At 39.1% G+C, this 23,001-nt stretch carries 21 protein-coding genes; 12 read left to right on the top strand and 9 right to left on the bottom strand.

All coding sequences use genetic code 11. The features are described 5' to 3' along the window. Nucleotides 1–6: 6 nt before the first annotated feature. Nucleotides 7–567, bottom strand: coding sequence for a hypothetical protein (locus BW716_RS24325; protein ID WP_083726929.1), 561 nt, complete (start codon nucleotides 565–567; stop codon nucleotides 7–9). A 98-nt stretch (nucleotides 568–665) separates the two neighbouring features. On the opposite strand from BW716_RS24325, the gene BW716_RS38490 reads away from it, so the two are divergent. The 6 genes from BW716_RS38490 to BW716_RS24295 all read left to right on the top strand — a co-directional run bounded on the left by BW716_RS38490 (nucleotide 666) and on the right by BW716_RS24295 (nucleotide 10,461). Next, complete coding sequence (locus BW716_RS38490; protein ID WP_083726927.1) at nucleotides 666–1,427, top strand: transposase; 762 nt, start codon at nucleotides 666–668, stop codon at nucleotides 1,425–1,427. Nucleotides 1,428–1,555: 128 nt separating this feature from the next. Further along, nucleotides 1,556–1,951, top strand: a complete 396-nt coding sequence (locus tag BW716_RS24315; RefSeq protein WP_083726925.1) for a hypothetical protein — start codon at nucleotides 1,556–1,558, stop codon at nucleotides 1,949–1,951. A gap of 277 nt (nucleotides 1,952–2,228) precedes the next feature. Continuing rightward, on the top strand, nucleotides 2,229–8,480 hold the full coding sequence (locus BW716_RS24310) for an FG-GAP-like repeat-containing protein (protein ID WP_083726923.1): 6,252 nt from the start codon (nucleotides 2,229–2,231) through the stop codon (nucleotides 8,478–8,480). 12 nt (nucleotides 8,481–8,492) lie between these two features. Further along, nucleotides 8,493–8,903, top strand: a complete 411-nt coding sequence (locus BW716_RS24305; protein ID WP_083726921.1) for a hypothetical protein — start codon at nucleotides 8,493–8,495, stop codon at nucleotides 8,901–8,903. Between the two features lie 26 nt (nucleotides 8,904–8,929). Further along, nucleotides 8,930–10,009, top strand: coding sequence for a hypothetical protein (locus BW716_RS24300; RefSeq protein WP_143709000.1), 1,080 nt, complete (start codon nucleotides 8,930–8,932; stop codon nucleotides 10,007–10,009). A gap of 17 nt (nucleotides 10,010–10,026) precedes the next feature. Beyond that, the gene (locus BW716_RS24295; RefSeq protein ID WP_083726917.1) at nucleotides 10,027–10,461 is read left to right on the top strand and encodes a T9SS type A sorting domain-containing protein; all 435 of its coding nucleotides are present in this window, start codon (nucleotides 10,027–10,029) and stop codon (nucleotides 10,459–10,461) included. 607 nt (nucleotides 10,462–11,068) lie between these two features. Here the strand turns inward: BW716_RS24295 and BW716_RS39055 are convergent. The 5 genes from BW716_RS39055 to BW716_RS24270 form a co-directional block, all read right to left on the bottom strand. After that, nucleotides 11,069–11,233, bottom strand: a complete 165-nt coding sequence (locus BW716_RS39055) for an ATP-binding protein (RefSeq protein ID WP_368677838.1) — start codon at nucleotides 11,231–11,233, stop codon at nucleotides 11,069–11,071. A 429-nt stretch (nucleotides 11,234–11,662) separates the two neighbouring features. Continuing rightward, nucleotides 11,663–11,962, bottom strand: a complete 300-nt coding sequence (locus BW716_RS24290) for a HipA N-terminal domain-containing protein (RefSeq protein ID WP_083726915.1) — start codon at nucleotides 11,960–11,962, stop codon at nucleotides 11,663–11,665. Nucleotides 11,963–12,585: 623 nt separating this feature from the next. Next, on the bottom strand, nucleotides 12,586–12,894 hold the full coding sequence (locus tag BW716_RS24280) for an RNA-binding protein (RefSeq protein WP_083726913.1): 309 nt from the start codon (nucleotides 12,892–12,894) through the stop codon (nucleotides 12,586–12,588). A 244-nt stretch (nucleotides 12,895–13,138) separates the two neighbouring features. Continuing rightward, nucleotides 13,139–13,534, bottom strand: a complete 396-nt coding sequence (locus BW716_RS24275) for a recombinase family protein (RefSeq protein ID WP_083726911.1) — start codon at nucleotides 13,532–13,534, stop codon at nucleotides 13,139–13,141. Between the two features lie 287 nt (nucleotides 13,535–13,821). After that, nucleotides 13,822–14,190, bottom strand: coding sequence for a helix-turn-helix domain-containing protein (locus tag BW716_RS24270; protein WP_083726951.1), 369 nt, complete (start codon nucleotides 14,188–14,190; stop codon nucleotides 13,822–13,824). 94 nt (nucleotides 14,191–14,284) lie between these two features. On the opposite strand from BW716_RS24270, the gene BW716_RS24265 reads away from it, so the two are divergent. From BW716_RS24265 to BW716_RS24245, 5 genes are all read left to right on the top strand, one after another. Beyond that, nucleotides 14,285–14,647 carry a DoxX family protein gene (locus tag BW716_RS24265; RefSeq protein ID WP_083726909.1) on the top strand — a complete coding sequence of 121 codons (363 nt, stop codon included), beginning with the start codon at nucleotides 14,285–14,287 and terminating at the stop codon, nucleotides 14,645–14,647. A gap of 107 nt (nucleotides 14,648–14,754) precedes the next feature. Continuing rightward, the gene (locus BW716_RS24260) at nucleotides 14,755–15,687 is read left to right on the top strand and encodes a pirin family protein (RefSeq protein WP_179091250.1); all 933 of its coding nucleotides are present in this window, start codon (nucleotides 14,755–14,757) and stop codon (nucleotides 15,685–15,687) included. A gap of 22 nt (nucleotides 15,688–15,709) precedes the next feature. Further along, on the top strand, nucleotides 15,710–16,360 hold the full coding sequence (locus BW716_RS24255) for an NAD(P)-dependent oxidoreductase (protein ID WP_083726905.1): 651 nt from the start codon (nucleotides 15,710–15,712) through the stop codon (nucleotides 16,358–16,360). A gap of 43 nt (nucleotides 16,361–16,403) precedes the next feature. Then, entirely contained in the window at nucleotides 16,404–17,261 is an 858-nt protein-coding gene (locus BW716_RS24250; protein ID WP_083726903.1) for an SDR family oxidoreductase, read from the top strand. Between the two features lie 70 nt (nucleotides 17,262–17,331). After that, a complete protein-coding gene (locus BW716_RS24245; RefSeq protein WP_083726901.1) occupies nucleotides 17,332–17,961 on the top strand; it encodes an NAD(P)H-dependent oxidoreductase in 630 nt (209 codons plus the stop codon). Between the two features lie 546 nt (nucleotides 17,962–18,507). Here the strand turns inward: BW716_RS24245 and BW716_RS24240 are convergent. The 3 genes from BW716_RS24240 to BW716_RS24230 all read right to left on the bottom strand — a co-directional run bounded on the left by BW716_RS24240 (nucleotide 18,508) and on the right by BW716_RS24230 (nucleotide 21,542). Beyond that, on the bottom strand, nucleotides 18,508–19,416 hold the full coding sequence (locus tag BW716_RS24240) for a helix-turn-helix domain-containing protein (protein WP_083726899.1): 909 nt from the start codon (nucleotides 19,414–19,416) through the stop codon (nucleotides 18,508–18,510). Nucleotides 19,417–19,561: 145 nt separating this feature from the next. Then, nucleotides 19,562–20,836 carry an NAD(P)/FAD-dependent oxidoreductase gene (locus BW716_RS24235; protein WP_083726897.1) on the bottom strand — a complete coding sequence of 425 codons (1,275 nt, stop codon included), beginning with the start codon at nucleotides 20,834–20,836 and terminating at the stop codon, nucleotides 19,562–19,564. 13 nt (nucleotides 20,837–20,849) lie between these two features. Continuing rightward, nucleotides 20,850–21,542: an SDR family NAD(P)-dependent oxidoreductase gene (locus BW716_RS24230; RefSeq protein WP_083726895.1), complete on the bottom strand. Its 693-nt coding sequence runs from the start codon at nucleotides 21,540–21,542 to the stop codon at nucleotides 20,850–20,852. Nucleotides 21,543–21,793: 251 nt separating this feature from the next. Here BW716_RS24230 and BW716_RS24225 point away from each other — a divergent pair, with 251 nt between their 5' ends. Then, nucleotides 21,794–22,996 (top strand): efflux RND transporter periplasmic adaptor subunit, encoded by a 1,203-nt coding sequence (locus tag BW716_RS24225; RefSeq protein WP_083726949.1) that lies wholly within the window; start codon nucleotides 21,794–21,796, stop codon nucleotides 22,994–22,996. Nucleotides 22,997–23,001: the final 5 nt, after the last annotated feature.

Raw genomic sequence — 23,001 nt, 5'->3', positions numbered from 1 at the left:
TCATTTTCACTCACCTGCATGAAGAATAAAGTATTTATCAAATGATTTGTCTTTAGGTATAAAAAAGTATGATGTATCTTTTGAAGTTAGTTCCAGCCAAGATCCTGCATTAACTTCAAGTAGAAACGACTTGCCACTTACCTTTATATGTGAATATAACTTACATTCCAGATGACTGTAGGCTAAATCCCAACCAATCCCATCCAGCGGCTTGCTATTTCTTAAGAGTTTAACAATGGTAGCTGAATCAAGATTCCATTTCTTACACCTAGAAAGATATTGCTTATCCGAGTCCTCATCAACACCATACTTCTTAATTTGTCCTATCTCAATAGTGGTTGTATCAGTAATGATTACAGCAGTATCACTATAGGTTTTAGGTTCATTTTTCACACTAACAGGATCAAGTGCTGTATCATGGTGGGTTTGTTCGGGTACGGGTGCTGGTATGGAAACATTTTGTTCAATTACACTAGAATCGATAGTTTTATGACTTTCTGAAGAACTGCCGTTTTTACATTTAAGACTGGTAAACATCAATATAAAAAATAAGGGAAATTTTTTCATAGTTAAAAGTTTGATTAAAATCTTTTCAGAATTACCTCTGTTTAGTCAAATTATAGTTCTTTACATATTATAGTCGAAACTTTGCACGGAAGCGGGTTTTGCATACATTTGCAATATCCCAAAAGAAAAGCCCAAACAGTAGAAACCGAACGGGCTTTATTAATAAACAAAAATATGAGTCGAAAATAAACAATTTCCGGCTCGTAGAGAGTCGGTTGTTACAATTTCTTCTCAGCTTTACATTTTACTTTAAGAGCAAGACAAAAGACGGAACATCAAATGCAGCTTCTTATTTGAAGGGGTTAATGGTTAGTCGACAACGTAATTGCCAGGTGATGGCAGAGGAGCTTCAAAATACCAGTCAGCAATGCTTACATCACTTTATAACCATTGGCAAGTGGTGTTATTCAAAGTTGATGGATAGGATAACATTAGATTTCTGGCATCTTTTACAACAGAGTGGACTGGAAGACGATACCTGTTTGATAATAGATGAAAGTGGCAATCCTAAAAAAGGAAGGCTCTCTGCAGGTGTGAAAAGACAATACTGCGGGCAAATTAGTAAAACAGAGAACTGTCAGGTCGGTGTCTTTGGCGCTCTATGTGGAGGCAGTTTGGTTAGCCTTGTACAAGCCAGATTGTCTTTGGGATCGGAGTCGACCAAGATTGATCTTGCAAAGGAAATCATAGATCACGTCGTGTTGTGTTTAAAGATAAAGGTAAAATGGGTTTGCTTTAAATGCCTGCTCACCAATGGTTTTAAGCAATTGTACACCTCCTTTGCCTGCAAAATATGGTTAATCCTTATAGAAATATCAGGATATTGTCTTACAAATATTCTTACCTCCTCCGGTTTATAGTACATTTCAATTCAAGTAAATTAGGCGAGGTCAGAATTATATTCAGGAGTTTTCTTTGGAGATTATTATTTCCTAATTTTGAAGGCTAATAACCTACATACGAATTTATAACAGCACTCGCGTTAATTATGGCAAATTTATTATCAAAGTTAATAGGGGGATCGTTTTTTAAATCCAAAAAGAATTTTACCATTTTTGATTTTCAAAAAGAAGAAGAACAATTGTTATTAAGATCTCAGGATGGGAATAAAAATGTAGATATTATCTTTCAAGGTGTACAGCAGATACAATTGCCAGTTTCATTCTCCGGCCTGAGTATCCGAATAGCAGATGCCAATAAGGTGAAGCTGCCCTATACGCAAAATGAGCATTCTTACAATAACACCTTATTTGAAATTATATCCTCCGGAGAAAAATTTTATTTGCTCGCTAAATTTTGTAAGATATACGAAAATGATCTCCCATTTAATGAAAGTAGCCTGAATGGGGCCAGGGGTAAGGAAATAGCAGGTTCTGATAATTAGCATTTATTTTGTGATTAATAAATTTATCAGAAAAAAAATGCATCCTTCAATTTATTTATTAATTTGCCGCCCTTGAAATCAACTTATATGCTGTAGCAAAATTGATCCCTTATAACCGAGGAATACTTCTACGAGTTTATACAATTGTAATTTATGTTCATTTCTATTAACCTATTAGGTGGGACAAGCGATTATAGCGCTTAGATTGTTCGCGTTTTTCATTGTGCCTTATTGAAGTATTCCATATTGTATAACCTATATCGATAATTGTAGTTTTATGTTTCCCTTTCCGAAAGAGTTCCTGAAGAAAATTCAGGTAATGTTGCTATGCCTATTGCCTATGCTACCGCGGGCGCAAACGATCAATACATCGTTGCCTGTTGGTTCGCCTAAGGGGGCTAGCGGGGTAAGTAGTGCTGGTGGCAGTACTTACTCGATTCCTATCAAAGTGCTGTCGGGTACGAACAGCATGACACCTACTGTTAATTTAATGTACAATTCCCAATCCGGAGATGGTGTAGCTGGTTGGGGATGGAATCTATCCTGTATGTCTGTGATCAGCAGAGCAGGAAAGTCGAATTTTTACAATGGCATTAATACGCCGGTAAAGTATACCAATACAAATGATGCCTTTGTATTGGACGGACAACGTATGTTCGCTACATCAGGTACGAATGGAGCGAACGGAGCAGTATATGGTCTGGAGAATGAGCAGTTCACCAAAATAGAGTCATTCGGTGGCAGCGAAACACTGGGCCCTGCTTATTTTAAGGTCACTACCAAAGATGGTACAGTTTTGGAATATGGCAATGCTACCAATGCAAAAATGACCACTGATGATGGTACTGGTAGTACAATGATGTGGTTTTTGAACAAGGTGACGGACATCAGTGGTAATTATCAGGTATATGTGTATACAATTAATACTACGGATCGTACCTATGTATTATCAGAGATACAATATACAGGTAATGCTACGGCTGGTATTACAACTTATAACAAGATTATCTTTACTTACACTACCCGCACCGGTTGGCAGAATAGCACTGTCTATGATGGGGGAGCTTCTTTACGCAGGGCATACAATCTGAGTAATATCAGTATAAAGAATGCTTCAGCACAAACCGTGCGTTCTTATGATCTGGCATACACCCTGATTAAAAATCAATATTTCCTGCAGTCCTTTACAGAAAAGGGCTCCAATGGATCAGCCTTTAATCCGCTGGTGTTTAGTTATGGTGCTAATACTACAGCTCCCGATGTAACTACGTCCGTCCAGTATTCCGGAATGAATCAGGGGAATGTGTATGCAGGAGACTTTGATGGGGATAGTCAGCAGGATGTACTGGAATCCTCTTATTACCTGGATAACAACAGTGTTCCCCATTATACATCTTACGATGTAATGAGCCATTTTTCTACCTATGCGGGGCAGCCAGCTATTTCCTATTTTTACCAGTTTAAAATTCCCGAGTCAGGTGTTACTGAACTGAAAGGAACGAGTAATGGCTACTACAATTTCCAAACCTTTGATTATGATGGAGATGGAAAGGATGATGTCGTAATGTTAAATACGATTATAAGTGGAAGTGACAGGATTTACAATGGCATCCGTATTAATTATTCCAGGAAATTCAATGTCTACTCGGGAGCATATTATGACTCTGTCAATTATACGGCACTACCTCATTCCAGTTTTTATACACAGGATTTTAAATATGTATACCGTAACGGTACTACATATGGTAACTACTTCGTGGCTGGTGATTTTGATGGGGATGGTGCGCAGGATTATATCCTTATTCTCGGAATCAATTATAGTAATGCTTTTAAAGGATTTTTCTCCAGTCCGAAGAAAGGCATTTACAACCAGGAGATTGCACTATTTGGTGTGGAAGGGACTTCAAGTGATCCTTTTTATGCGAATTCTATAGCAAGTGCAAAGCAGTTGCTGCCCATAGATTTTGATGGGGATGGCAAGCGGGAGATCCTTGTGGTAAAAGACAATCAGAGTTATGTATTATCTGTATATCCTGTATCAGCATCATCTGGGTATAGTTATGCAGCGCAGGTACTTTATACCTTTACAGATATAAAAGGCAATTATCCAACATTGCCCGGTGACTTTAACGGAGATGGGAAAACGGACCTGCTGTATAGAAATACGCCCAGTACTTCTACTGGCAGCTGGTTTCAGCTGACAAGTACAGGAAAGGCGTATACTTCGCAGGCATTTGGATTTTATAATCGTCCTTACCTGGCAGGTGATGAAGCTGGTACTGCCCATCATCTGGTAGTAGCTGATTTCAATGGAGATGGAAAATCAGATGTATGGCATTCGCTCGATCTTACTACTTCCTCTTCCCGGCATACGATTTATTATAGTAATGGGCTCACTTTTAACATTGAGCACTACGATCAGGCTGTGAGTACCAATGGAGGCAAAAAGTCCAATACAGTAGTAGGTGATTTTAACGGAGATGGAAAACCTGATATCCTGTCTATCAACAGTAGCAATTCAGGACGTTTCATCTATCCCAAGCCCATGAAGGAAGAACGCTTTCTTACAAAGATAACAGATGGTCTTGGGGCACAGGAAGGGTTTAATTATGTAATGCCAATTCAAAGCGGTTATTATATCCGTTCGGCTGAATATGAATATGATAAGAAAGGAGTAGCGATTGGAGCAGGTGCCAATGGCAATCCTTACAATGTGTTGTTCTCCCCATTGTACCTTGTAAAGGAGACTTATAAGTCTAATGGTGTGGGCACTGGATTACGTTATACTTCATATGAATATACGGATGCCTGTTATTCTCCCATCAGGGGCTTCCTGGGTTTTAAAAAGGTGAAAGCGTCGGATGAAAGTTCTGGAATTGTAACCACTACTGAAAATGATATTCATCCCGATTACCTGATCCCTTACCGGACAAGACAAACGATGGTATATGGAGCAGAGACACTGAGTGATACGAAATTTACAACCAACCTGCTGAAGCCTTCCAGTAATTACCTGGATAAACGGGTGGTTGTACAGGTGCCGAAAACACTTACCATCAACGGTATTACAGGAGAAGCGGCTGAAACTACCAGTACTTTTGATAATTATGGAAATACGACCCAATCTGTTACCAAAGTAGGTAGTGTAAGTGGAGATGTAGTTACTCCTATTGAGACCAGCACGATCACGTCGGTATACGGTACGCATGGAACACCATTCCCTGCCTCTCCGGAATCCATCACTACTAAGAATGTGAGAAATGGACAGGCAGAAGTGAGCAAGGTGACTACCTATGCTTATAATACTGCCAATCTGGTTTCATCAATAGTAGAGTTTTCCGGGAAGGCCAAGGCATATACTACCAATTTTACCTATGATGCATTTGGGAATGTGAAGCAGAGAGATCTGGTAGCGACAGGATTGCCTACCCGCTCTGAGAAGTCAACTTATGATAATACCGGGCGTTTCCTGTTACAATCTGAAACAGTAGGGGCGGATGTTACTAAAAAGCAGGTATTCACTTATGAAACTTCATTTGGGTTACCGGCTACAGTGAAATCTGCTGATGGGCTGACCACTGGTTACCAGTATGATGTATTTGGCAGATTAAACCTGACCACCCTGCCGGAAGGATATAGTATCACGCAAACTATGGCATGGGAAAGTACCTCTGGCCGGTATTCAGTGAGTGCTACCAGACCTGGTGGTGGTAATAATCAAAAGATTTTCTATGATCTGTTGGGCAGGGAAGTGAGAATGGAAATGTCTGGTTATAATGGAGGAACACTTGTATCTTCAAAAAGCTATAATGCAAAAGGTGAACTGGTTTCTTTAACTGCTCCATATTATAGCACTGAGACGCCTCTTACTACCACTTATCAATACGATAATTACGGTCGTACCAGCCAGGTGTCCAATGGTACAGTCACCACTAATTATTCTTATAGCAAGCTGGCAGGAGGTCAATATAAGACTACCGTTACCAGTAGCTCCGGACAGTCCAGTAGCCAGACAGAGGATGCCAGTGGTATGATTATCGCTGCTACAGACAATGCCGGTTCGGTTGGATTTGTTTATGATAGCCGTGGCAATAAGACAGAGACGTCTGTGAACGGTGTAGTGATGACTGCCAATAGTTATGATGAGTATGGTAATGAGACCGGTGTGACTGATAAGCATGCGGGTACTTATAGTTATCAGTACGACGCTTTCCGGCAACTGGTAGCTGAAACAAATCCCCAGGGGCAAACAAGAACCCTAACCTATGATCCATTTGGCAGGGTAACCCAACACGCCGGCCCGGAGGGAACAACTACCTATGAATACTGGAAAGAAGCCAGCACCGGATATTGTAACGATAACCTGACCAAAGTAACAGGCTTTGACGGAGATGTGACGGAGTATACTTATGATAACCTCAGACGTTCTCTATCAGAAAAAATTACAACAGATGGTAATGCATTTAATACACAATATGGTTATGATGCTTATAATAACCTGACAAAGATTACCTATCCATCCGGAGTTACTGTAAGTCGTACCTATGACAGAAATGGAACCGTCACAGGGGTACAAATGGGTGAAGGTACTGGTGCTACTACCCTATTCACGGCTTCTGGTATGAACAGCCTTGGATATTATACAGGTTATTCTTATGGTAATGGTAAATCTACGACTGAAAGCTATAATCTGGCATTGGGGGCAATGACTCAAACCTCAACCCCGGGGGTGTTCCAGATGAACTATTCCTTTGACCCCCTGACCGGCAACCTGAATAGCAGGAAAGACATGATTAGGAATCTGGATGAGGTGTTTACTTATGATAATACTAACCGTCTCCTGACATCAAAAATTAATAATGTTCAACAGTTGAATATTACCTATGATGGTGCAGGCAGCAGTTTTGGGAATATCAAGACAAAGACGGATGCTGGTAATTATACTTATAATGATCAGAAGGTCAATGCGCTGGCTTTTATAACAAATCCTGCGGGTAGCCAGGTACCACCATCGGTGATATCACAGCTGCAACAGGATGTGACTTATACCGCTTTCAACCGTACATCGACAATAACCGAAGGGTCCAATCAGCTGACATATGCTTATGGTGCAGACTACGGGCGAATAAAGGGTACCTTTAAACAAAACGGGGCCTTAGCTGAGACGAGATATTACCTGGGAGGGTATGAAAGGCAGATTAAAGGCAGTGTAACCAGGGATATTCATTATATAGAAGCTGGTAATGGTATTGGTGCTATCCTTACCAAGGAAGGAAGTGCTGTCACAGTATATTACGTTTACCATGATTATCTGGGTAGCATCCTGACCGTAACAGATGCATCCGGTAATGTGATAGCTTCCCAGAACTTTGATGCATGGGGGCGTTACAGGAATCCTTCGGACTGGAGTTATAATAATGTTCCCAATCAACCGGAATGGTTGTATAGGGGCTTTACCGGTCACGAGCACCTGAAGGACTTTTCCCTGATCAATATGAATGGGCGAATGTATGATCCTGTATTGGGTCGTATGATGAGCCTTGATAACTTTGTATCTGTACCCGGAAGTAGTCAGGGATATAACAGATATGCTTATGGATTAAATAATCCACTGGTTGTTCGGGATCCTAACGGAGAGTGGATTCATATTGTGGTAGGCGCTGCAATAGGAGGTGTCCTGAATCTGACTGTAAAAGCGGTACAGGGAAAGATCCATAATGTGGGAGATGGATTTGCTGCATTTGGCATTGGAGCGGCAGCGGGGGCTGTTGGGGCGGCTACAGGAGGTGCGGCGCTGTCCATGTTTGGATTGCAGGCAACTACGGTTGCAGGAGGTGCCGTGGCGGGTTTTGCAGGTGCAGTAACATCGAGTCCGGTACAGGGAATAGGGAATGCTGTTTATTTTGGCGACAAGTATACCTTGAAGGATTTTGGAATGGACGTGGTGATAGGTACTGTAGTAGGAGGTGCTTCAGGGTATATTGCTGGCCGGTTAAAAGCAAGTACTGCCGGTGCAAAAACGGATCTGAACAAAGGACGGACGGGTGCAGGGGGTGCTGGCAATGGTGGAGGAGTAACAGGCAAGGTGAAAGCGAGTGTATCATTCGGTCAATTAACCGGAGAAATGCCGGAGGCTATAAAGCCCAATGGAGGACCATTACGTACACCAGTTGTTTTAAATTTAGCAAAAAAGACGAAAGACATTTCGTTGGGAATAGGTGAATTATTAGCCGATTTTTCAGCAAGCGTGAAGGCTTCTCCCTGGTGGGAATGGGGTGCAGATGAATTCGAGTTTGCTTTTCAGAATATGATCCGGGATCCGGAAGTAAAGATTCATTTCAACCTGACGATGAAGGATGGAAAAATGATGAATGTATGGGAAGCGCTTAAGGAAGGTGCAAATGGTTATTCCGGTAGCCGTGTTACTTCCTGGGAGCTGTTTGAAATAAAGCACACAGGGGATGCTTTGTCAAGGACTATATTCTATTACCAGGGAAGGGTTATCGCCAACCCATTTTTAGGACTATAAATACTAGCGGATATGCAGGATATTATTTTCAGCTCAGACAAGCATTTTACGATGCATGATTTTCATATTAGTCATAGTCAGCTGTTGATCAGAGCAGCTGAAGATACAGGCAACGGCTTTAGGAATGTTGATATCATTTTTATGGGGGTTCATTATGTACAGTTACCTCCATCATTTGCCGGCCTTACAATCCGGGAATCTTCTTATGAAGAAAGTACTATCCTGTATCCGTCAGTAAGGAAATTTTTAAGCTATCCCTCCAGTCATCTGTTTGAGGTTATTACTGAAGGTACCAGCTACTATGTAGCCGCAGGTGTCTGTATGGTATATGAAAACGAATTATCGTTGAATGAGTCCAGTGTGGGCCCGGCTAATGAGAAAAAAAGAGGCAGGCTCATTCACAGCTCGGCAAAAATGGGATGATATAGATTAATTAAAAATGAAATTAAATGAAGTATTCTTTTTTATTATTTGCAATATGTCTGAGCATAAAGTTGTATGCTCAACCAGCAATCAGTTCAGAAAGAAGGGTAAATATAGACGGGGTGGGTAAATATACAGGTGCAATTATTTCTGCAAAAATTGCGGGGATAAGGACCATAACGGTCGGTAATGATACTCTGATTGGATATGCACCTGTGCAATATGGGAATGAAACGTGTAAGCTGATGGTTGAATGTAGCTATGATAAATGGCTGGAGACCTTTGTGGAGAATAGATTCGGAGGTACGTATGCATCTCAGGGAAAGCAGTTATTATGGGCAATTAAGCACATTTCGATCACCTCCGACCTGAGCGCACAATATTTTTTTACCAGGTTACAGGCTACGGTGTATGTAAATGGGGATGGAACTGCTTATCGGCAACTATTTACCACTGATACCGTATTTACAGGAATTATGAACAGTGATAGCAATTATGTGGCCGGGCTGGTCAATGCAATGGATGGTCTGTATCAGCAATCTGTGGCACGACTGGCTAAAGCAGAAAGATTAACAATAAATGCAGCCCGTCAAAAGGTATTCACTGTTTCAGATGTTATTAATACAGCATCTGCAGAGGTTGTGTTGCCTGTAATGAAAGATGCAAATGTAAATGAAGGAATTTTCACCTCCTATGACGCTTTTACTGTTAATAAGCCGGAATCTTCTATGGGCGTTTGGGCAGTTCCTGATACGACGAAGGGTGCTGGCTATGTAAAAGTATATACAATGGGTGCTGATAGTAGTGTGCAGCAGGTTACAAAGATCTGGGGTATCTGTTTAGGTGATAACGAGCTGTATAAGTATGAAGACGGAAAATTGATCTCAATAGAGCGTGATGGAGAAGGTATTATTCTATCCCGCTACCAGGAACCAAAAAAGCGGAAGAACCAGGCCTTTTACTGGCGTCGTCTGGCAGCGAATGGCTGGCCGAATGATACAAATCCTTTTTGCAGGGAGCAATCTGTATTTGTAAAACATGGTCAGGGAGATCAGAGACCGGTAGCGACCCGCATTGATATGGCTACAGGAGAGCTTTCATTTTAATTTTACAAAGCATATATATGCCAAGAATATTGTTTATTTTATCATTTTTACTTTTTTATACAATGGTGGGCAAATCCCAGAACCTACCAGTTAATACCTGTGGTGTAGTATATAGTTACGATGCTACGGGCAACCGTACCCAGCGCATGTATGTTTGCAACAATGCAGTAACAGGGGGCAGACTGGCCGCCGTAAAGGATTCGACAGCAGAACTGCCTCAGGTGACAGCCTTATATCCCAATCCTACCACAGGAAGTTTTAAGATCACCTTTGTGAAGTCATTGAACAATGCAAGGATTGTGATAATGAATATGAATGGAAGGGTATTGCAACAGCGTACCGAAAGTGGAAATGTAGTCATGTTTGATCTTTCTGTTTATCCGGCAGGGATGTATTGGGTGCAGGTACAGGATGCAGGACATCCTTATGTGTTCAAAGTGATCAAGCAATGATAATAAGGAGCTGTAATAATAATTCAGAACGGCTGGCGATGGCCAGTCGTTCTTTTTTTAATGATAGACTTCTTTTTAGGCATGGCGGTAATAGTTAATCCAGACGTGAGGATGGTAAAATTGAAAAACCTTGCAATTGTAAATGAGGTATTGTTTAAATATTACAAATTTTGCTCCACGGATGATGACAGCACAGCATCCGGCACTCAGGTCATTTTTGTGAAATAATTATTAAATTGCTTTTACTGAAATATTTACCCCTTCGGTTTGTCCCCTATCCAAAAAATGCGTCGTAATCAAGCATATTCAAAGTCTCATCAGCAGAGGCATTTGATGAAGCCACAAGTTGTTCAAAGGTTACATTATGTGAGCCAGCGATCATTACTGCCATTTCCGCTGAAGACATTTTAACTGTTTGAGCAGCGGATCTTCTATAACTATCATATATTGTTCTCCTCTTAAATGTACATGTTTAGCAATTGATTTATTTATCTAAACAACCCAAATACAAATAGTACATCCTTTATAGGAAACAGTTATATGATCAATTGTAACAGGGTGGGTAAGATTATTCCTCGCAATATACCTGGCTTTTGTACAGTACTATTTATCTCATCGGATCAACTGATTTGATTGAACCATCATCGTAGACACCAAAAATTAAAAAAACTCCACCAGGCAAATTAGAAAATGCAGACAAATGTTGAGCTAGACGATCGCTTTTATCCGACAAAGTGGATTTCCAATCAAGTTCATTTATTTCAGTAGGCACTGGATTCAATGTACGTTCTAGTAAACCCAATGCTCTAGTTTCCCAGCTTTTTTTGTAGTTACATAACAGTTACATAAAAAGTGTAATGATTTTCAATGATTTATTATTAACATTGATAAGTTTAAAGTTATTCAAGTTACATAATGGATACTTCGCGGAAACTGTGCCATTTATTTCGCGTGTACAAGCCAAATCTTTCGCTGCAAACTGTGCCAGTGCTTCGTTAAAAATTTAACACCTATCCTTTTGATTCCGCGTCAAATTGTGAATTTTAGATATTTAAACAGTGCCGCCTTACCCTCCCAAACGGGATGATAGGGCAAATTGTACTGTATGAAGAAAAAAATATGTAGGGGCACAATTCAAAATAAAAAGATTAAAAATTTCGCTTAATAAAGGTCCACACCAAAGCATGGGCCTATTTAATTTTTACTTCACTGATATCTTTCCAACCGCGATCTTTGTCTTACCAAATATCCTGTCTGAACAACCTACAAGGTAAAGATCATTACCAATGACCGCACATTTCCTTGGCATAGCCGTAGGAATGAAAGCAAACAATGTAAAACTGTGATAAACCTCTTTTTGTAATGGTAAGGTTAAACTTATTGGTTCAGCCGATTCATCAACCAAATAATCTTCATGGTATAAAAGCTTATAGCCGCCATCATATTCTATTAGTGAACCAGCAAGTATGTTATTATAATATACTCTTGCAGTCTTACTCATGATATGCTGTTTTAGTTGCTGGTATAAGTTCCATCCCAAATAAATTGAGTAATTGATTCACCTTATCCATACGCATGGATGTTTTACCCTGTTCAATTTCCCGGATGAGCCGTAATCCCAATCCAGATTTTAAGGATCGCTCTTCTTATGTTAATCCGTTTTCTTTACGCTTAGCTTTAATTTTTTGGGCCAAAAGAGTCATTTTATACCTTAAAAGGTATAAAAAACTGAATATTAATCGATTTATACCTTTTAGGGTATAATTGTTAAAGATGAGTGAAAAATTTCTTGAGATTTGTGAATTGCCTATAATAGTTTTTTATCTAAGAAAACATAATAACTAAAGATATAATCATTAATAATAGCATGTTTGGCAATTATTTTTACTTATAAACGTATGAATTCTAGATAGATCCTCTGCGAACAAGTTCGAAAGTTCTCCCATCCTGGAGGTTTATTGAGGGTATGATTAGAAAATTAAGTGGGAAGTTCAGCTTGGGTTACTACTATTTGGTACATGGAAAGGTAAAAGCAAAGCCACAAACTACTTAACGTATTCTGCGGCTTTGCTCTTCTGCTCTCTTAACAGATAAAGGTAATCGACGTTTTAAAACATCCAACTATTAGTATCTGGATCTAAATCCAGGTCTTGGACCGGATCTGGAGAAACGATTATCTTCTGGTCTTTCAGGTCTTGGACGAGCCTCATACACTACTATTGTCTGGCCAGCAACTACTGAATTATTCAATTCCTTAATTGCCTGTACTGCATTGGAATCGTCTGGCATTTCAACGAATGCAAAGCCTTTGGAACGGCCACTGTACTTATCATAAGCCACATTAATAGTATATACAACTCCAAATGGGTCAAATAAAGACCATATTTCATCTTCAGTTGTTCTGTCACTTATATTACCTACAAAAATATTCACAATTATAATTTTAATTAAACATAAATACTGCTAAAAAACAGCAACTTAGGAAGAAAAAGAAACCCAAAATAAATCAGAAGGGGGCAAATGCAACCTTGCTAAAGTTAGAGCAATAAATTGGGTATTACAGGATTAATTTATAGAGATATTACATTATTATTAAAATCTCTAATAAGGATTGCTATATTAGTACTAACAGATCAGATCTACTGAATGCACTGTTACATAGTGTCTAAAACGGAGGTCATTGGACCACCCGTAATACTCCACTGGGATTAGATGTATCTGCTGGTTGCGTAACGGCAAATACGTTAATACCGTATTTATCTCTTAGCTCTTCCGCGAGTTTAATCGCTCCACCACCTGTTCGGGAAAAACGGCCGAGAGTATAGACCAACACGTGGCTTACTTTGGATACCTGCCTTTTCTGAAACATCCCATTAATTACCTTTCTCAACTCAGGTAATGCAGCAATATCCCTGGTTCCCAAATGGGAACTTATATCTTGTGGCTTATTAAGGGAAATTTGTTGCAGGAACTCCAGATATTCCCCCGAAAGCGGCTCCCATTTACCTGGAATATGCAGCCAGCCATATCTCAACAGGCCTTCAGCTGCCCAATAACGGATATATTGTGTCATCGCTTCACGAAAACCTGGCTGGTATGCTGTTGCCGGTTATAAGTATTAAGGGTATCTAACATGCTCCGCATCAATGTAAGCCGGTGTGACTGATAACCTGTTTGTTCCAGGGAATTTATTTTCTTCTTTTCATTGTCATACGGTAACATCGCCAACTGCTTTGGCAGGAAAATGCGCAGGTGTTTATTTATAAACCAACATTGGTGAGCATGTTTACATTGCTGGTTTCAAATGATTAAAGCTCGCCCCTCCTGAAATTTATTTAATATTTACCAGGATGAGAATAATTAGTCTATTTTCCGCTTCATTACCTCTTTTCTATGTTGCATCCCCCATTCAACCATTGCGTCCAGCACATATTTAATGGATCTCCCCGATGAAGTGAACTCATATTCAATTACAACCGGAATCGAATCATGAACCATCCTTTGTACAATTCCATTCAATTCAAGATCCCGGAGTTCTTTAGATAACATCCTGGGAGTGATTTTTGGAATTTCACGTTCAATCTCCTTGAATCTCTTCTTACCAAAAACCAACGTAGCCATGATAGGCAATTTCCACTTACCCGTCAACACGTTCATGGCATCATTCACTGCTACCACAAATGAATGCGGACATTCTTTAATGACATTCAGGTCAATATCTATTTCCATTTCCATATAATAAAAATCTCACTATACTAAAGTATATCGGTATAAAAAGTATAGCAAATATAAAATAATTTTGATCCTAATTAAATCAGTCAATGTGAAAAAAACAAAAGTTATCTACTGGATCACCACCTTACTTGCCATGTTAACAGGCGCTTCATCAGCATTTATGTACTTCACAAGTCCCAAATTTATTGAAGGATACAGGCATCTGGGCTTTCCCGATTACTTCAGGATAGAACTGGGTATTGCGAAGATTATCGGTATGCTTATACTACTGCTTCCATTTATCCCTTCCCGCATTAAAGAATGGGCATATGTAGGGTTTGGTATCACCTTTATTTCCGGCATCATTGCGCACAGCATAGTAGACGGACCCGGATTAGGCTTTGTCCCCATGGTCCCACTGGTATTTTTGGTGATATCCAACATTTATTTTCATAAACTGAGAAATGCCTGATTAATAATTTCAGCCCTTATTCACCAGCATGTCTTGTGCCGTTTCTACGGATTATAAAACTATCGCCACATATGAACAGGAGACAATACCTTAAAAAATCATTTACTATGGCAACAGGCATATTAGCAACAGATTTAATGTCGGTAGCAATGTCCACACAAAAGAAGGTACCACGCAGCTTGTATAAAGTCATCAAATCATCCGGTTCAAATATGGGTAAGATGACATTGAAAAATGTTATTCAAGGGAATGATCAAAACCATGTTTCCCCATTTTTCCTGATCGATGAATTTGGCCCTATGCAACTGCCCAAAGGAGCTCAATTCCGGGTAGATGCGCATCCACATGCGGGTATCATTCCCACAACTTACCTTTTGAAAGGTAACGCTCATCATCGTGATAGTATGGGCAATGATTTCCAATATTATGAGGGTGATTTTATTCAGTTTACTTCTGGCAGGGGTGCTTTGCATATGGAGGAGACCGGGGATGATTTATATAAAAATGGCGGTGTTTTTCAAGGTATACAGTGCTGGTTGAACATACCATCCCACTTGAAAAAATCGAATCCTTCCGCCAGTTACCTGAAGAAAGATGATATCGAACTGGTTATTTCAGAAAATGTCACCATTAGAGTCATACTGGGGGAAGTATACGGGGTTAAATCCCCTATCAAACTTTTAATGCCGGTCATTTACTGGCATATTTCTTTAAAAGAAAATACTTACCTGGATCTCCCTGTTGATCCGACCCAAAATGTATTTATATACCTGTTGACCGGGAAGTTGAAAGTAAACGATCATCAGGAGGTAAATGCCGGCGACGCAGCGCTTTTTGAGCGGGATGGCGATTTTATTAAGATCAGGGCGAAGAAGGATGCAAACTTTCTAGTGCTGGGCGGAGAAGTCAATAATGAACCTTTTGTTGCGAATGGCCCTTTTGTATTGAACAACGAGCAGGAACTAAGACAAGCATACGAAGATTTTAAGAATGGAAAATTTGGCAATATCGCCGAAACAAATGGTATTAGAAGACCATAATAATTAAACTGATCTATTTACAATGAAAGTTGCTGTAATTGGTGCTACCGGCTTTACTGGTCACCATATCTCCAAAGAATTAGCAAATAGGAATATCAAAGTATTAGGTATATCAAGAAAGGGCTCAATAACAGACACTCCTCTTATTAATTATATCAGTATGGACGTGATGAATGTTGCCGGACTTGCTGAAACAATAAAGGGTTGTGATGTTGTCGTCAATGCATTTAACCCGGGATGGAATAACCCGGAGATCTATGATCAATTTCTAAAAGGTGCTCAGGCTATTCAGGCGGCCGTAAAACTTTCAGGCGTAAAACGTTTGATTGCCATTGGAGGCGCAGGAAGCTTGTATGTTTCACCAGGTGGTCCTCAGGTCATAGATACTGTTTCGAATGATCATCCATTTTATGCCGGCGCAAAAGCTGCTAAAGATTATCTGGAAATTATTAAACAGGAAACTGATCTTGATTGGGCGTTTTTCAGTCCGGCATTGGAAATGCACCAGGGTATTACTACTGGCAGAACAGGTCGATACAGGCTGGGTACAGACTATCCTGTAACAGATGAAAATGGTAAAAATGTCCTGTCAGGCGAAGATCTTGCAGTGGTGATAGCTGATGAGATTGAACATCCGAAACATCACCAGGTAAGATTTACGGCGGCCTACTAGAAGAATATATGCATCATATTTTAATACTTTAAAACAACAGAAAATGATATTAGTTACAGGAGCAACTGGCCAGTTAGGTGGAGCTGCAGTAGCACAGCTATTGAAAACAATCGCACCTGATGAATTGGCAGTTTTGGCAAGAGATGGAAATAAAGCACAACGTTATATTGATAAAGGTGTGAATGTTCGCATAGGGGACTTCGATGATGAGGAATCATTGGAACAGGCGATGAAAGGTATCAGCAAAGTTTTATTAATTCCTACTATCGCACCTCATCGCCTGGAGCAACACAAAAAAGTGATTGATGCTGCTGTAAAAAATGGTGTAAAGCACATTGTTTATCCTGGCGTATCGTGCAAAAATATAGAGACATCAGCTACAGCAGGACTGGATGCGCATTTTAAAACAGAGGATTATATCCGTGATACCGGATTAACATACACTTTCCTTAGAAACACACTTTATATGGAGGCCATTCCTCTTTTTGGTGGTGAAAAATTGTCTGAGAGTGGCTTTTTCCTTCCGGCAGGAAATGGTAAGGTGCCTTTTGCGTTAAGACGGGAAATGGGTGAAGCAGCTGCAAATGTGTTATTGCAGGAGGGTCATGAGAATAAAATATATGATATAACAGGCAGTGAATTGTATGGATATGCGGAAGTTGCAGATGAGTTAGCAAAGCTTACCGGGAAATCTATTAGCTATACATCAGCAGATCCTGCTCTATTTGCAGAACAATTGAAAAGTGCCGGAGTGGATGAGTTTTTCGTCTTTGTAGTAACCGGTTTTAATCTTGATATAAAGAACAGGCAGTTTGAAATTGTAACTAATGATCTGGAAAACTTGCTGGGCAGGAAACCTGTTGGACTGAAGGATGGCCTTATCGAAGTATTTGGTCTTTAAGATTAGTTCCTGGTTGCAGATAAATTTTTTATTAAATAATACCTGTTTTTAAAACATTCAAAATAAAAAGATGAGTTTAATTACATCTTTAAAATGGCGTTATGCTGTTAAGAAATTTAGCAATAAAAAAGTTAACAATGTTGATCTGCAAACAATTTTAGATGCTATTAACCTTTCAGCATCTTCAGCTGGCTTGCAACCGTATCGTGTCATTGTAGTTGAAAATGAGGAAATACGTGCGCAACTAGGTAAGGGCGAATTTAATCCTCAAATAACGGAAGCTTCACATTTACTTGTATTTGCGGCAAAGGAAGAGCTTTCTACATCTGACATTGACGAATACATGCAACGCATGGCTGATACCAGAGGACTTCCGATTGAATCTTTATCAGGTTTCAGGGAAATTTTGACGGCGCACATTACCGGGAGATCTAAAGAAGAGAATTTTGTATGGGCTACCAAACAGGCATATATTGGTTTGGGTACTGGTTTGGCTGTAGCAGCGGAATTGCGCATAGATACTACGCCAATGGAAGGGTTTAATCCAGCAAAATTTGATGAAATCCTTGAACTAAAGAAAAAGGGATTAAAAAGCGTTGTATTATTAGCTGTGGGGTACAGAGATACTGAAAAAGATCCCTATGTAAATGCCGCGAAGGTAAGATTGGATGTCGAAGATTTTACAATATTTGTAAAATAGAAGCTGAATTTATCCTAAGTGTCTCTTTTAAGTATTATTATAAGTTTTGTGTTTTTCAGGGATTAAGTGTGCAAATAATAATGTCGGGGTTTGGGGTATATTTTTTTTGATCTTGTGGTTAAGATTTTTAATAAGATTAGTAAAAGTCGATTGAAAATAAAATTTAGTATCAAATTGATAGATTACTTGTCCTAACCAGCGAATATTTTATATCGGGCCATAACTATATAAAGTTACACAGTTATGGCCGGATATAAAAACAATACGGGCCATCATTATCAAATGATGGCACTTATGGCCCGATATAATTAAAATCAAATATGGAAAATTAATCTTTAGGCAGTAATTGCTTTAACTCTTTGAAAATATTACTTTTAGATATTATACTGTTAATAATATGCTTAACAGTAAATTTTACCACTGAGAATATTAATGTTATATAAATCCGCCATAAATTGGTGCGAGGTGCGAACCTCCTGGCCCGAATGATGATATCTTTTAACAAATTCCCCTTTTAGCCTATACCGCTGCACATCTCTATAAACCCTATTTAACCGCTCCTTTATACTTACTAGGAGCAATACCTGTATGCTTTTTAAAAAATTTACTAAAGAAAAACTGATCACTAAACTGCAGCTGCGCCGCCACCGTGGCCACTGAGAGACCAAGATCATTCAGCATTATTTTTGCTTCTAAAATCACAATTTCATCAATCATTTCACCACAAGTCTTATTAGTAACTTCTTTTACCATTTTAGTGAGGTGCTTAGGTGTTATATAGAGCGCATCTGCGTAGAATTGAACCCCGCGCTCTTCCCTGAAGTGTTGAAAAAGCAGCTTTAAAAAAGATGTTAATATCTCTTCTTTCCTGGTTAATTTCACTTCTTCATTAGGTCGGTACTTTTTAAATAAAGCAGCTACTTCATAAATAAAAATATTAAACCCATGTTGAACTATCTCCGCCTTAAACGGATGCTCATATGCCGGATCATTCGCTTTATGCAACATTTTTATAACTCCATGCAATGCGTCAGCATCCTCATCGTCCAATATTAAATAAGGATTATTTTGTGGAGAGAAGAAACCATAGGATGATAGATGCTTTTCGCTAACCCGGGACTGTCCAATAAAATCATGTGAAAAGCAAACAACTATTACTATGGATTTATCATCATGATTTTGAATCTGGTGTATAGTATTAAAAGGAATGACGACAAGGCTGTTCTTTTTTACACAGTAATTAACCAGGTTGATTTGAACATCTATTTCCCCCTCAATAACCAACGCAATTGAAAAATGATCTGAACGTATAGGGTTCCCTAATATCTCCTCTTTAGGTTTTACTTCATCACTCCTGAAAGTGAGAAAATCTTTAGCCGGGCACTTATGCCCAATGTCAGTACTGACTTCATTTATCGTATAATTATGAATGGAGGAAATATTATTGGTTTTCATAAACTTAACATGACAATTGACATGAGTGAAAGACCAAATTAATTAAATTAAACCAGATTCTATATTCCTTAACCCTGTTTATGAAACATGATACAAATTAAGTATATCTCAATAAATTAATTACTACTAAAGCGATAATAATAACCTATGCTCTTGAAGATGGCCTGATGATCATACGTAATACCTGGTCTTTTGTAAAATAGGCCAGCATCCAGTTATAAAAAGTTTTAACACGGTTACGATGATTGGTTAAATAGGTTAAATGTATAAACAACCACATCACCCAGGCTATAAATCCATTAAAATGTATTCTCTGCTTTGGCATATCTGCCACCGCTTTTTTACTTCCAATAATAGCCATTGATCCCTTGTCAAAATAGGTAAATGGTTTAAGGGGCTTATTACTATTAATTGCCATTAAATTATAAGCGAGACTTTTACCTTGTTGTATTGCTACCTGCGCTACCTGGGGGTGACCATTGCTATAGTTCGGATCACTGGTTTGCAAAGCGATATCACCAATAGCAAAAATGTTTGAAAAAGCATTTACAGTATTGTGCGCATCCACTCTTAAACGGTTTCCATTGCCATAGGAACTTTGGGGAATACCTGGAAATACCTCGCCTGTAACACCTGCTGCCCATATTAAAATTTTAGCTGGAATAATTTCACCCGTAGATAACATTAACATATCATCTACATAATCCATTACGCGTGCACCTAGCATAATCCTCACCCCCATATCCTGTAATTTATTATAAGTATAGGCTTGTGAACGCTCACTCATTGAAGATAGTAAGGAGTGATGACTATCTACTAAATAGATACCGCCTGCATGATCATTCAATTCAGGGTAATCTTTAGGCAAAATACTTTTTGTCATTTCAGCAAGCATACCAGCTATTTCTATTCCTGTTGGACCGCCCCCTACAATAACAATAGTAGTTAACTTTTTCTTTGCAGCAATATCCGTTACCCTGGAAGCTGTTTCAATTTGCTGAAGCAAATAATTACGCATATTTATAGCGTCATCTAATGTCTTCATGGGTAATGCATTTGCTTCAATGTTTTTCAGATTTAAATAATTGCTCTTAGTACCAGTAGCCAAAACCAGGTAATCATATTCCATCTCCCCTACATCCAGCAATACCTTATTCTCTACAGGTAAAATTTCAACCAGCCGGCCTAAACAGAAGTGAATGTTCTTTTTACCCTGCAACAATTTCCGGTAAGGATAGCTTATACTGGAAACCTCTAAAAAGCCCGTAGCTACCTGGTATAACAACGGTTGAAAAAAGTTATAATTATTCCTGTCAATCAATGTAATATGATAACCAGGGGTTTTTACCAGATTTTTAGCCAGGTTTAACCCTGCAAAACCACCGCCTATTATTACCACCTTCTTATGAGTGTGTTCCATATTTAACTATTGATTAATGATTATTCTGCATCCATTGAAACAGCGTTCCTTTGTCTTTTGTATTGCCGTCATACAAATCCAGTATTAATGCTCCCAACTCATCCGGATGGATATAATTATTTTTAGCCTTGTTCTTCTTCTTAGGATCTACATATAAATGATAATATTCCATATTTGTGTCCTTTATTTCTTCGAAGAACATTTTTGCCATTTCTTTTTGCATGCATAGTGATAAGCGGGTAAGTTTAGCCAGCTTCCTTTTTAAAGTATGGTCCGTAAAATCGATACTGATGAACATACCTTGCCGGGATTTTTTTATACCCATGATGGATAGCCTTGCAGCAACAAAAAAAGCTGTTATGTTTTGTTCAATAGTACGCTCCCATTCCGTAATTTCTACCTCATTAAGAGGCTTATTGAGTGTAGCACTTTCAAAACAGGCAATACTCAAATCTATTTGACCAAAACGTTCAATAATATCATCCGCCAATTGTTCCGCCTTATAATAATCAGGATAATCAACCAGCATAGTGATGATTGAACCCCCGTTCGAAATTGTCTCCATTTGTTTGATCCATAACAGATCCTTGGCGCTTTGCGCGAGTACTATAATAATGGCATTTTCTTTCAATAACATTTTTACAATGTTGATCGCTATTACACCAGTACTACCCGCTAAAATCGCGACTTTATTTTTCAATGACATCTTATAAAGATTAACTGCTTGTGAAAACAATACAAATATTGGTATTAAAAAGGGATGTATCCATGTCTGTATGTGGTAACAATATGTCTAAATGGCTCATTCAAATGCAGGCAAATAGTTAAATGCGATATATACACATGCTTTCACTCCTTACAGACATTTTTTAATGATGGTCTAACACTCAACTTTGTGCCATCAATAAAAAAATACGCTGTAAACAATCACATCAATTAATGCATATAAGTATGAAAATGCCAATAAAAATAAACCAGGTACTACTAATCATTCAATTGTCGGCAACCTTGTTAGTATTAGCTTCATGCGGGAGTAAACCTGCAGCCGCAGGACATGGAGCAGCAGGACCCGGAGCAGGTGGCCCCGCAGGACCTCCCCCTTATAAATCCGCAGCAGTATACTCAGGAGATGCTACCATGTTTTACAGCTATCCTGCTACTATACAAGGTGAACAGAATGTTGAAATACGCCCTAAAGTTGATGGTTTTATTCAAAACATATTTGTAGACGAAGGTGCAACCGTACATAAAGGTGAGCCACTCTTTGAATTACGGAATCCACAATACGAAGCCGCTGTAAGAAGCGCTATTGCTGCTGTTAAGATAGCAGAGGCAGACGTTCAGACTGCAGAAATGGATGTAGAAAAGGTAAAGCCCCTGGTGGAAAGAAAGATCATCAGCGATTACGAGTTAAAATCAAAACAATATGCCTTAAATTCCAAAAAAGCCTCTCTGGCATCAGCCCAGGCCGACCTGGTTAACGCTAAAGTAAATGTAGGTTATACCTATTTAACCAGTCCTTCTAACGGCGTTATAGGAACAATACCCTATAAGGTTGGTAGTTTGGTAAGCAGCACATCGGCAAGTCCACTTACCACGGTTTACAACACAAATAACATTTACGTATACTTTTCTTTAAATGAAAAACAACTACTTGAATTTTCAAGAACGGTAAAAGGCGCAACGCTTAAAGAAAAACTGGCAACCATGAACGATGTGTCATTAATACTTGCTGATGGCACAGAGTATCCGGAAAAAGGAAGAATCGTTACAGCCAGTGGGCTAATCAGTACAGAAACAGGATCAGTAAGTTTCAGGGCCAATTTCCCCAACAAGCTTGGCCTGATACGCAGCGGAAGTAGTGCGACCATCAAAATACCTGTTAAAATGGAGAACGCTTTGTTGATTCCTCAAAATGCTACATATGATATGCAGGGACAAAAATTTGTTTACACAGTAAACGATAAAGATAATACTGTAAATGTCAGTGTAAGTGTATCCGAAAATCCTATTGGAAATCTATATGTGGTGGAAAGCGGTTTGAAAAAAGGTGATAAGCTGATAGTAGAAGGTGTAGGTAACTTAAAACCGGGAATGGCTGTCAAACCACTACCGACCAATACCGATAGCTTATATGCTGATGCAGGTAAACATAAGTAGGTCAA

This window comes from [Flexibacter] sp. ATCC 35208 (assembly GCF_001975825.1).
In the GTDB taxonomy this organism is placed as follows: domain Bacteria; phylum Bacteroidota; class Bacteroidia; order Chitinophagales; family Chitinophagaceae; genus Chitinophaga.
The sequence above is the reverse complement of the archived record's forward strand: the minus strand, read 5'-3'. Positions and strand labels throughout refer to the sequence as shown.

Bases quoted from the DNA above. Each gene is read 5' to 3' on its own strand.
- BW716_RS24325 (WP_083726929.1), bottom strand. From the start codon at position 567: ATGAAAAAATTTCCCTTATTTTTTATATTGATGTTTACCAGTCTTAAA.
- BW716_RS24315 (WP_083726925.1), top strand. From the start codon at position 1,556: ATGGCAAATTTATTATCAAAGTTAATAGGGGGATCGTTTTTTAAATCC.
- BW716_RS24310 (WP_083726923.1), top strand. From the start codon at position 2,229: ATGTTTCCCTTTCCGAAAGAGTTCCTGAAGAAAATTCAGGTAATGTTG.
- BW716_RS24305 (WP_083726921.1), top strand. From the start codon at position 8,493: ATGCAGGATATTATTTTCAGCTCAGACAAGCATTTTACGATGCATGAT.
- BW716_RS24300 (WP_143709000.1), top strand. From the start codon at position 8,930: ATGAAGTATTCTTTTTTATTATTTGCAATATGTCTGAGCATAAAGTTG.
- BW716_RS24295 (WP_083726917.1), top strand. From the start codon at position 10,027: ATGCCAAGAATATTGTTTATTTTATCATTTTTACTTTTTTATACAATG.
- BW716_RS24290 (WP_083726915.1), bottom strand. From the start codon at position 11,962: ATGAGTAAGACTGCAAGAGTATATTATAATAACATACTTGCTGGTTCA.
- BW716_RS24275 (WP_083726911.1), bottom strand. From the start codon at position 13,534: ATGACACAATATATCCGTTATTGGGCAGCTGAAGGCCTGTTGAGATAT.
- BW716_RS24270 (WP_083726951.1), bottom strand. From the start codon at position 14,190: ATGGAAATAGATATTGACCTGAATGTCATTAAAGAATGTCCGCATTCA.
- BW716_RS24260 (WP_179091250.1), top strand. From the start codon at position 14,755: ATGGCAACAGGCATATTAGCAACAGATTTAATGTCGGTAGCAATGTCC.
- BW716_RS24255 (WP_083726905.1), top strand. From the start codon at position 15,710: ATGAAAGTTGCTGTAATTGGTGCTACCGGCTTTACTGGTCACCATATC.
- BW716_RS24250 (WP_083726903.1), top strand. From the start codon at position 16,404: ATGATATTAGTTACAGGAGCAACTGGCCAGTTAGGTGGAGCTGCAGTA.
- BW716_RS24245 (WP_083726901.1), top strand. From the start codon at position 17,332: ATGAGTTTAATTACATCTTTAAAATGGCGTTATGCTGTTAAGAAATTT.
- BW716_RS24240 (WP_083726899.1), bottom strand. From the start codon at position 19,416: ATGAAAACCAATAATATTTCCTCCATTCATAATTATACGATAAATGAA.
- BW716_RS24235 (WP_083726897.1), bottom strand. From the start codon at position 20,836: ATGGAACACACTCATAAGAAGGTGGTAATAATAGGCGGTGGTTTTGCA.
- BW716_RS24230 (WP_083726895.1), bottom strand. From the start codon at position 21,542: ATGTCATTGAAAAATAAAGTCGCGATTTTAGCGGGTAGTACTGGTGTA.
- BW716_RS24225 (WP_083726949.1), top strand. From the start codon at position 21,794: ATGCCAATAAAAATAAACCAGGTACTACTAATCATTCAATTGTCGGCA.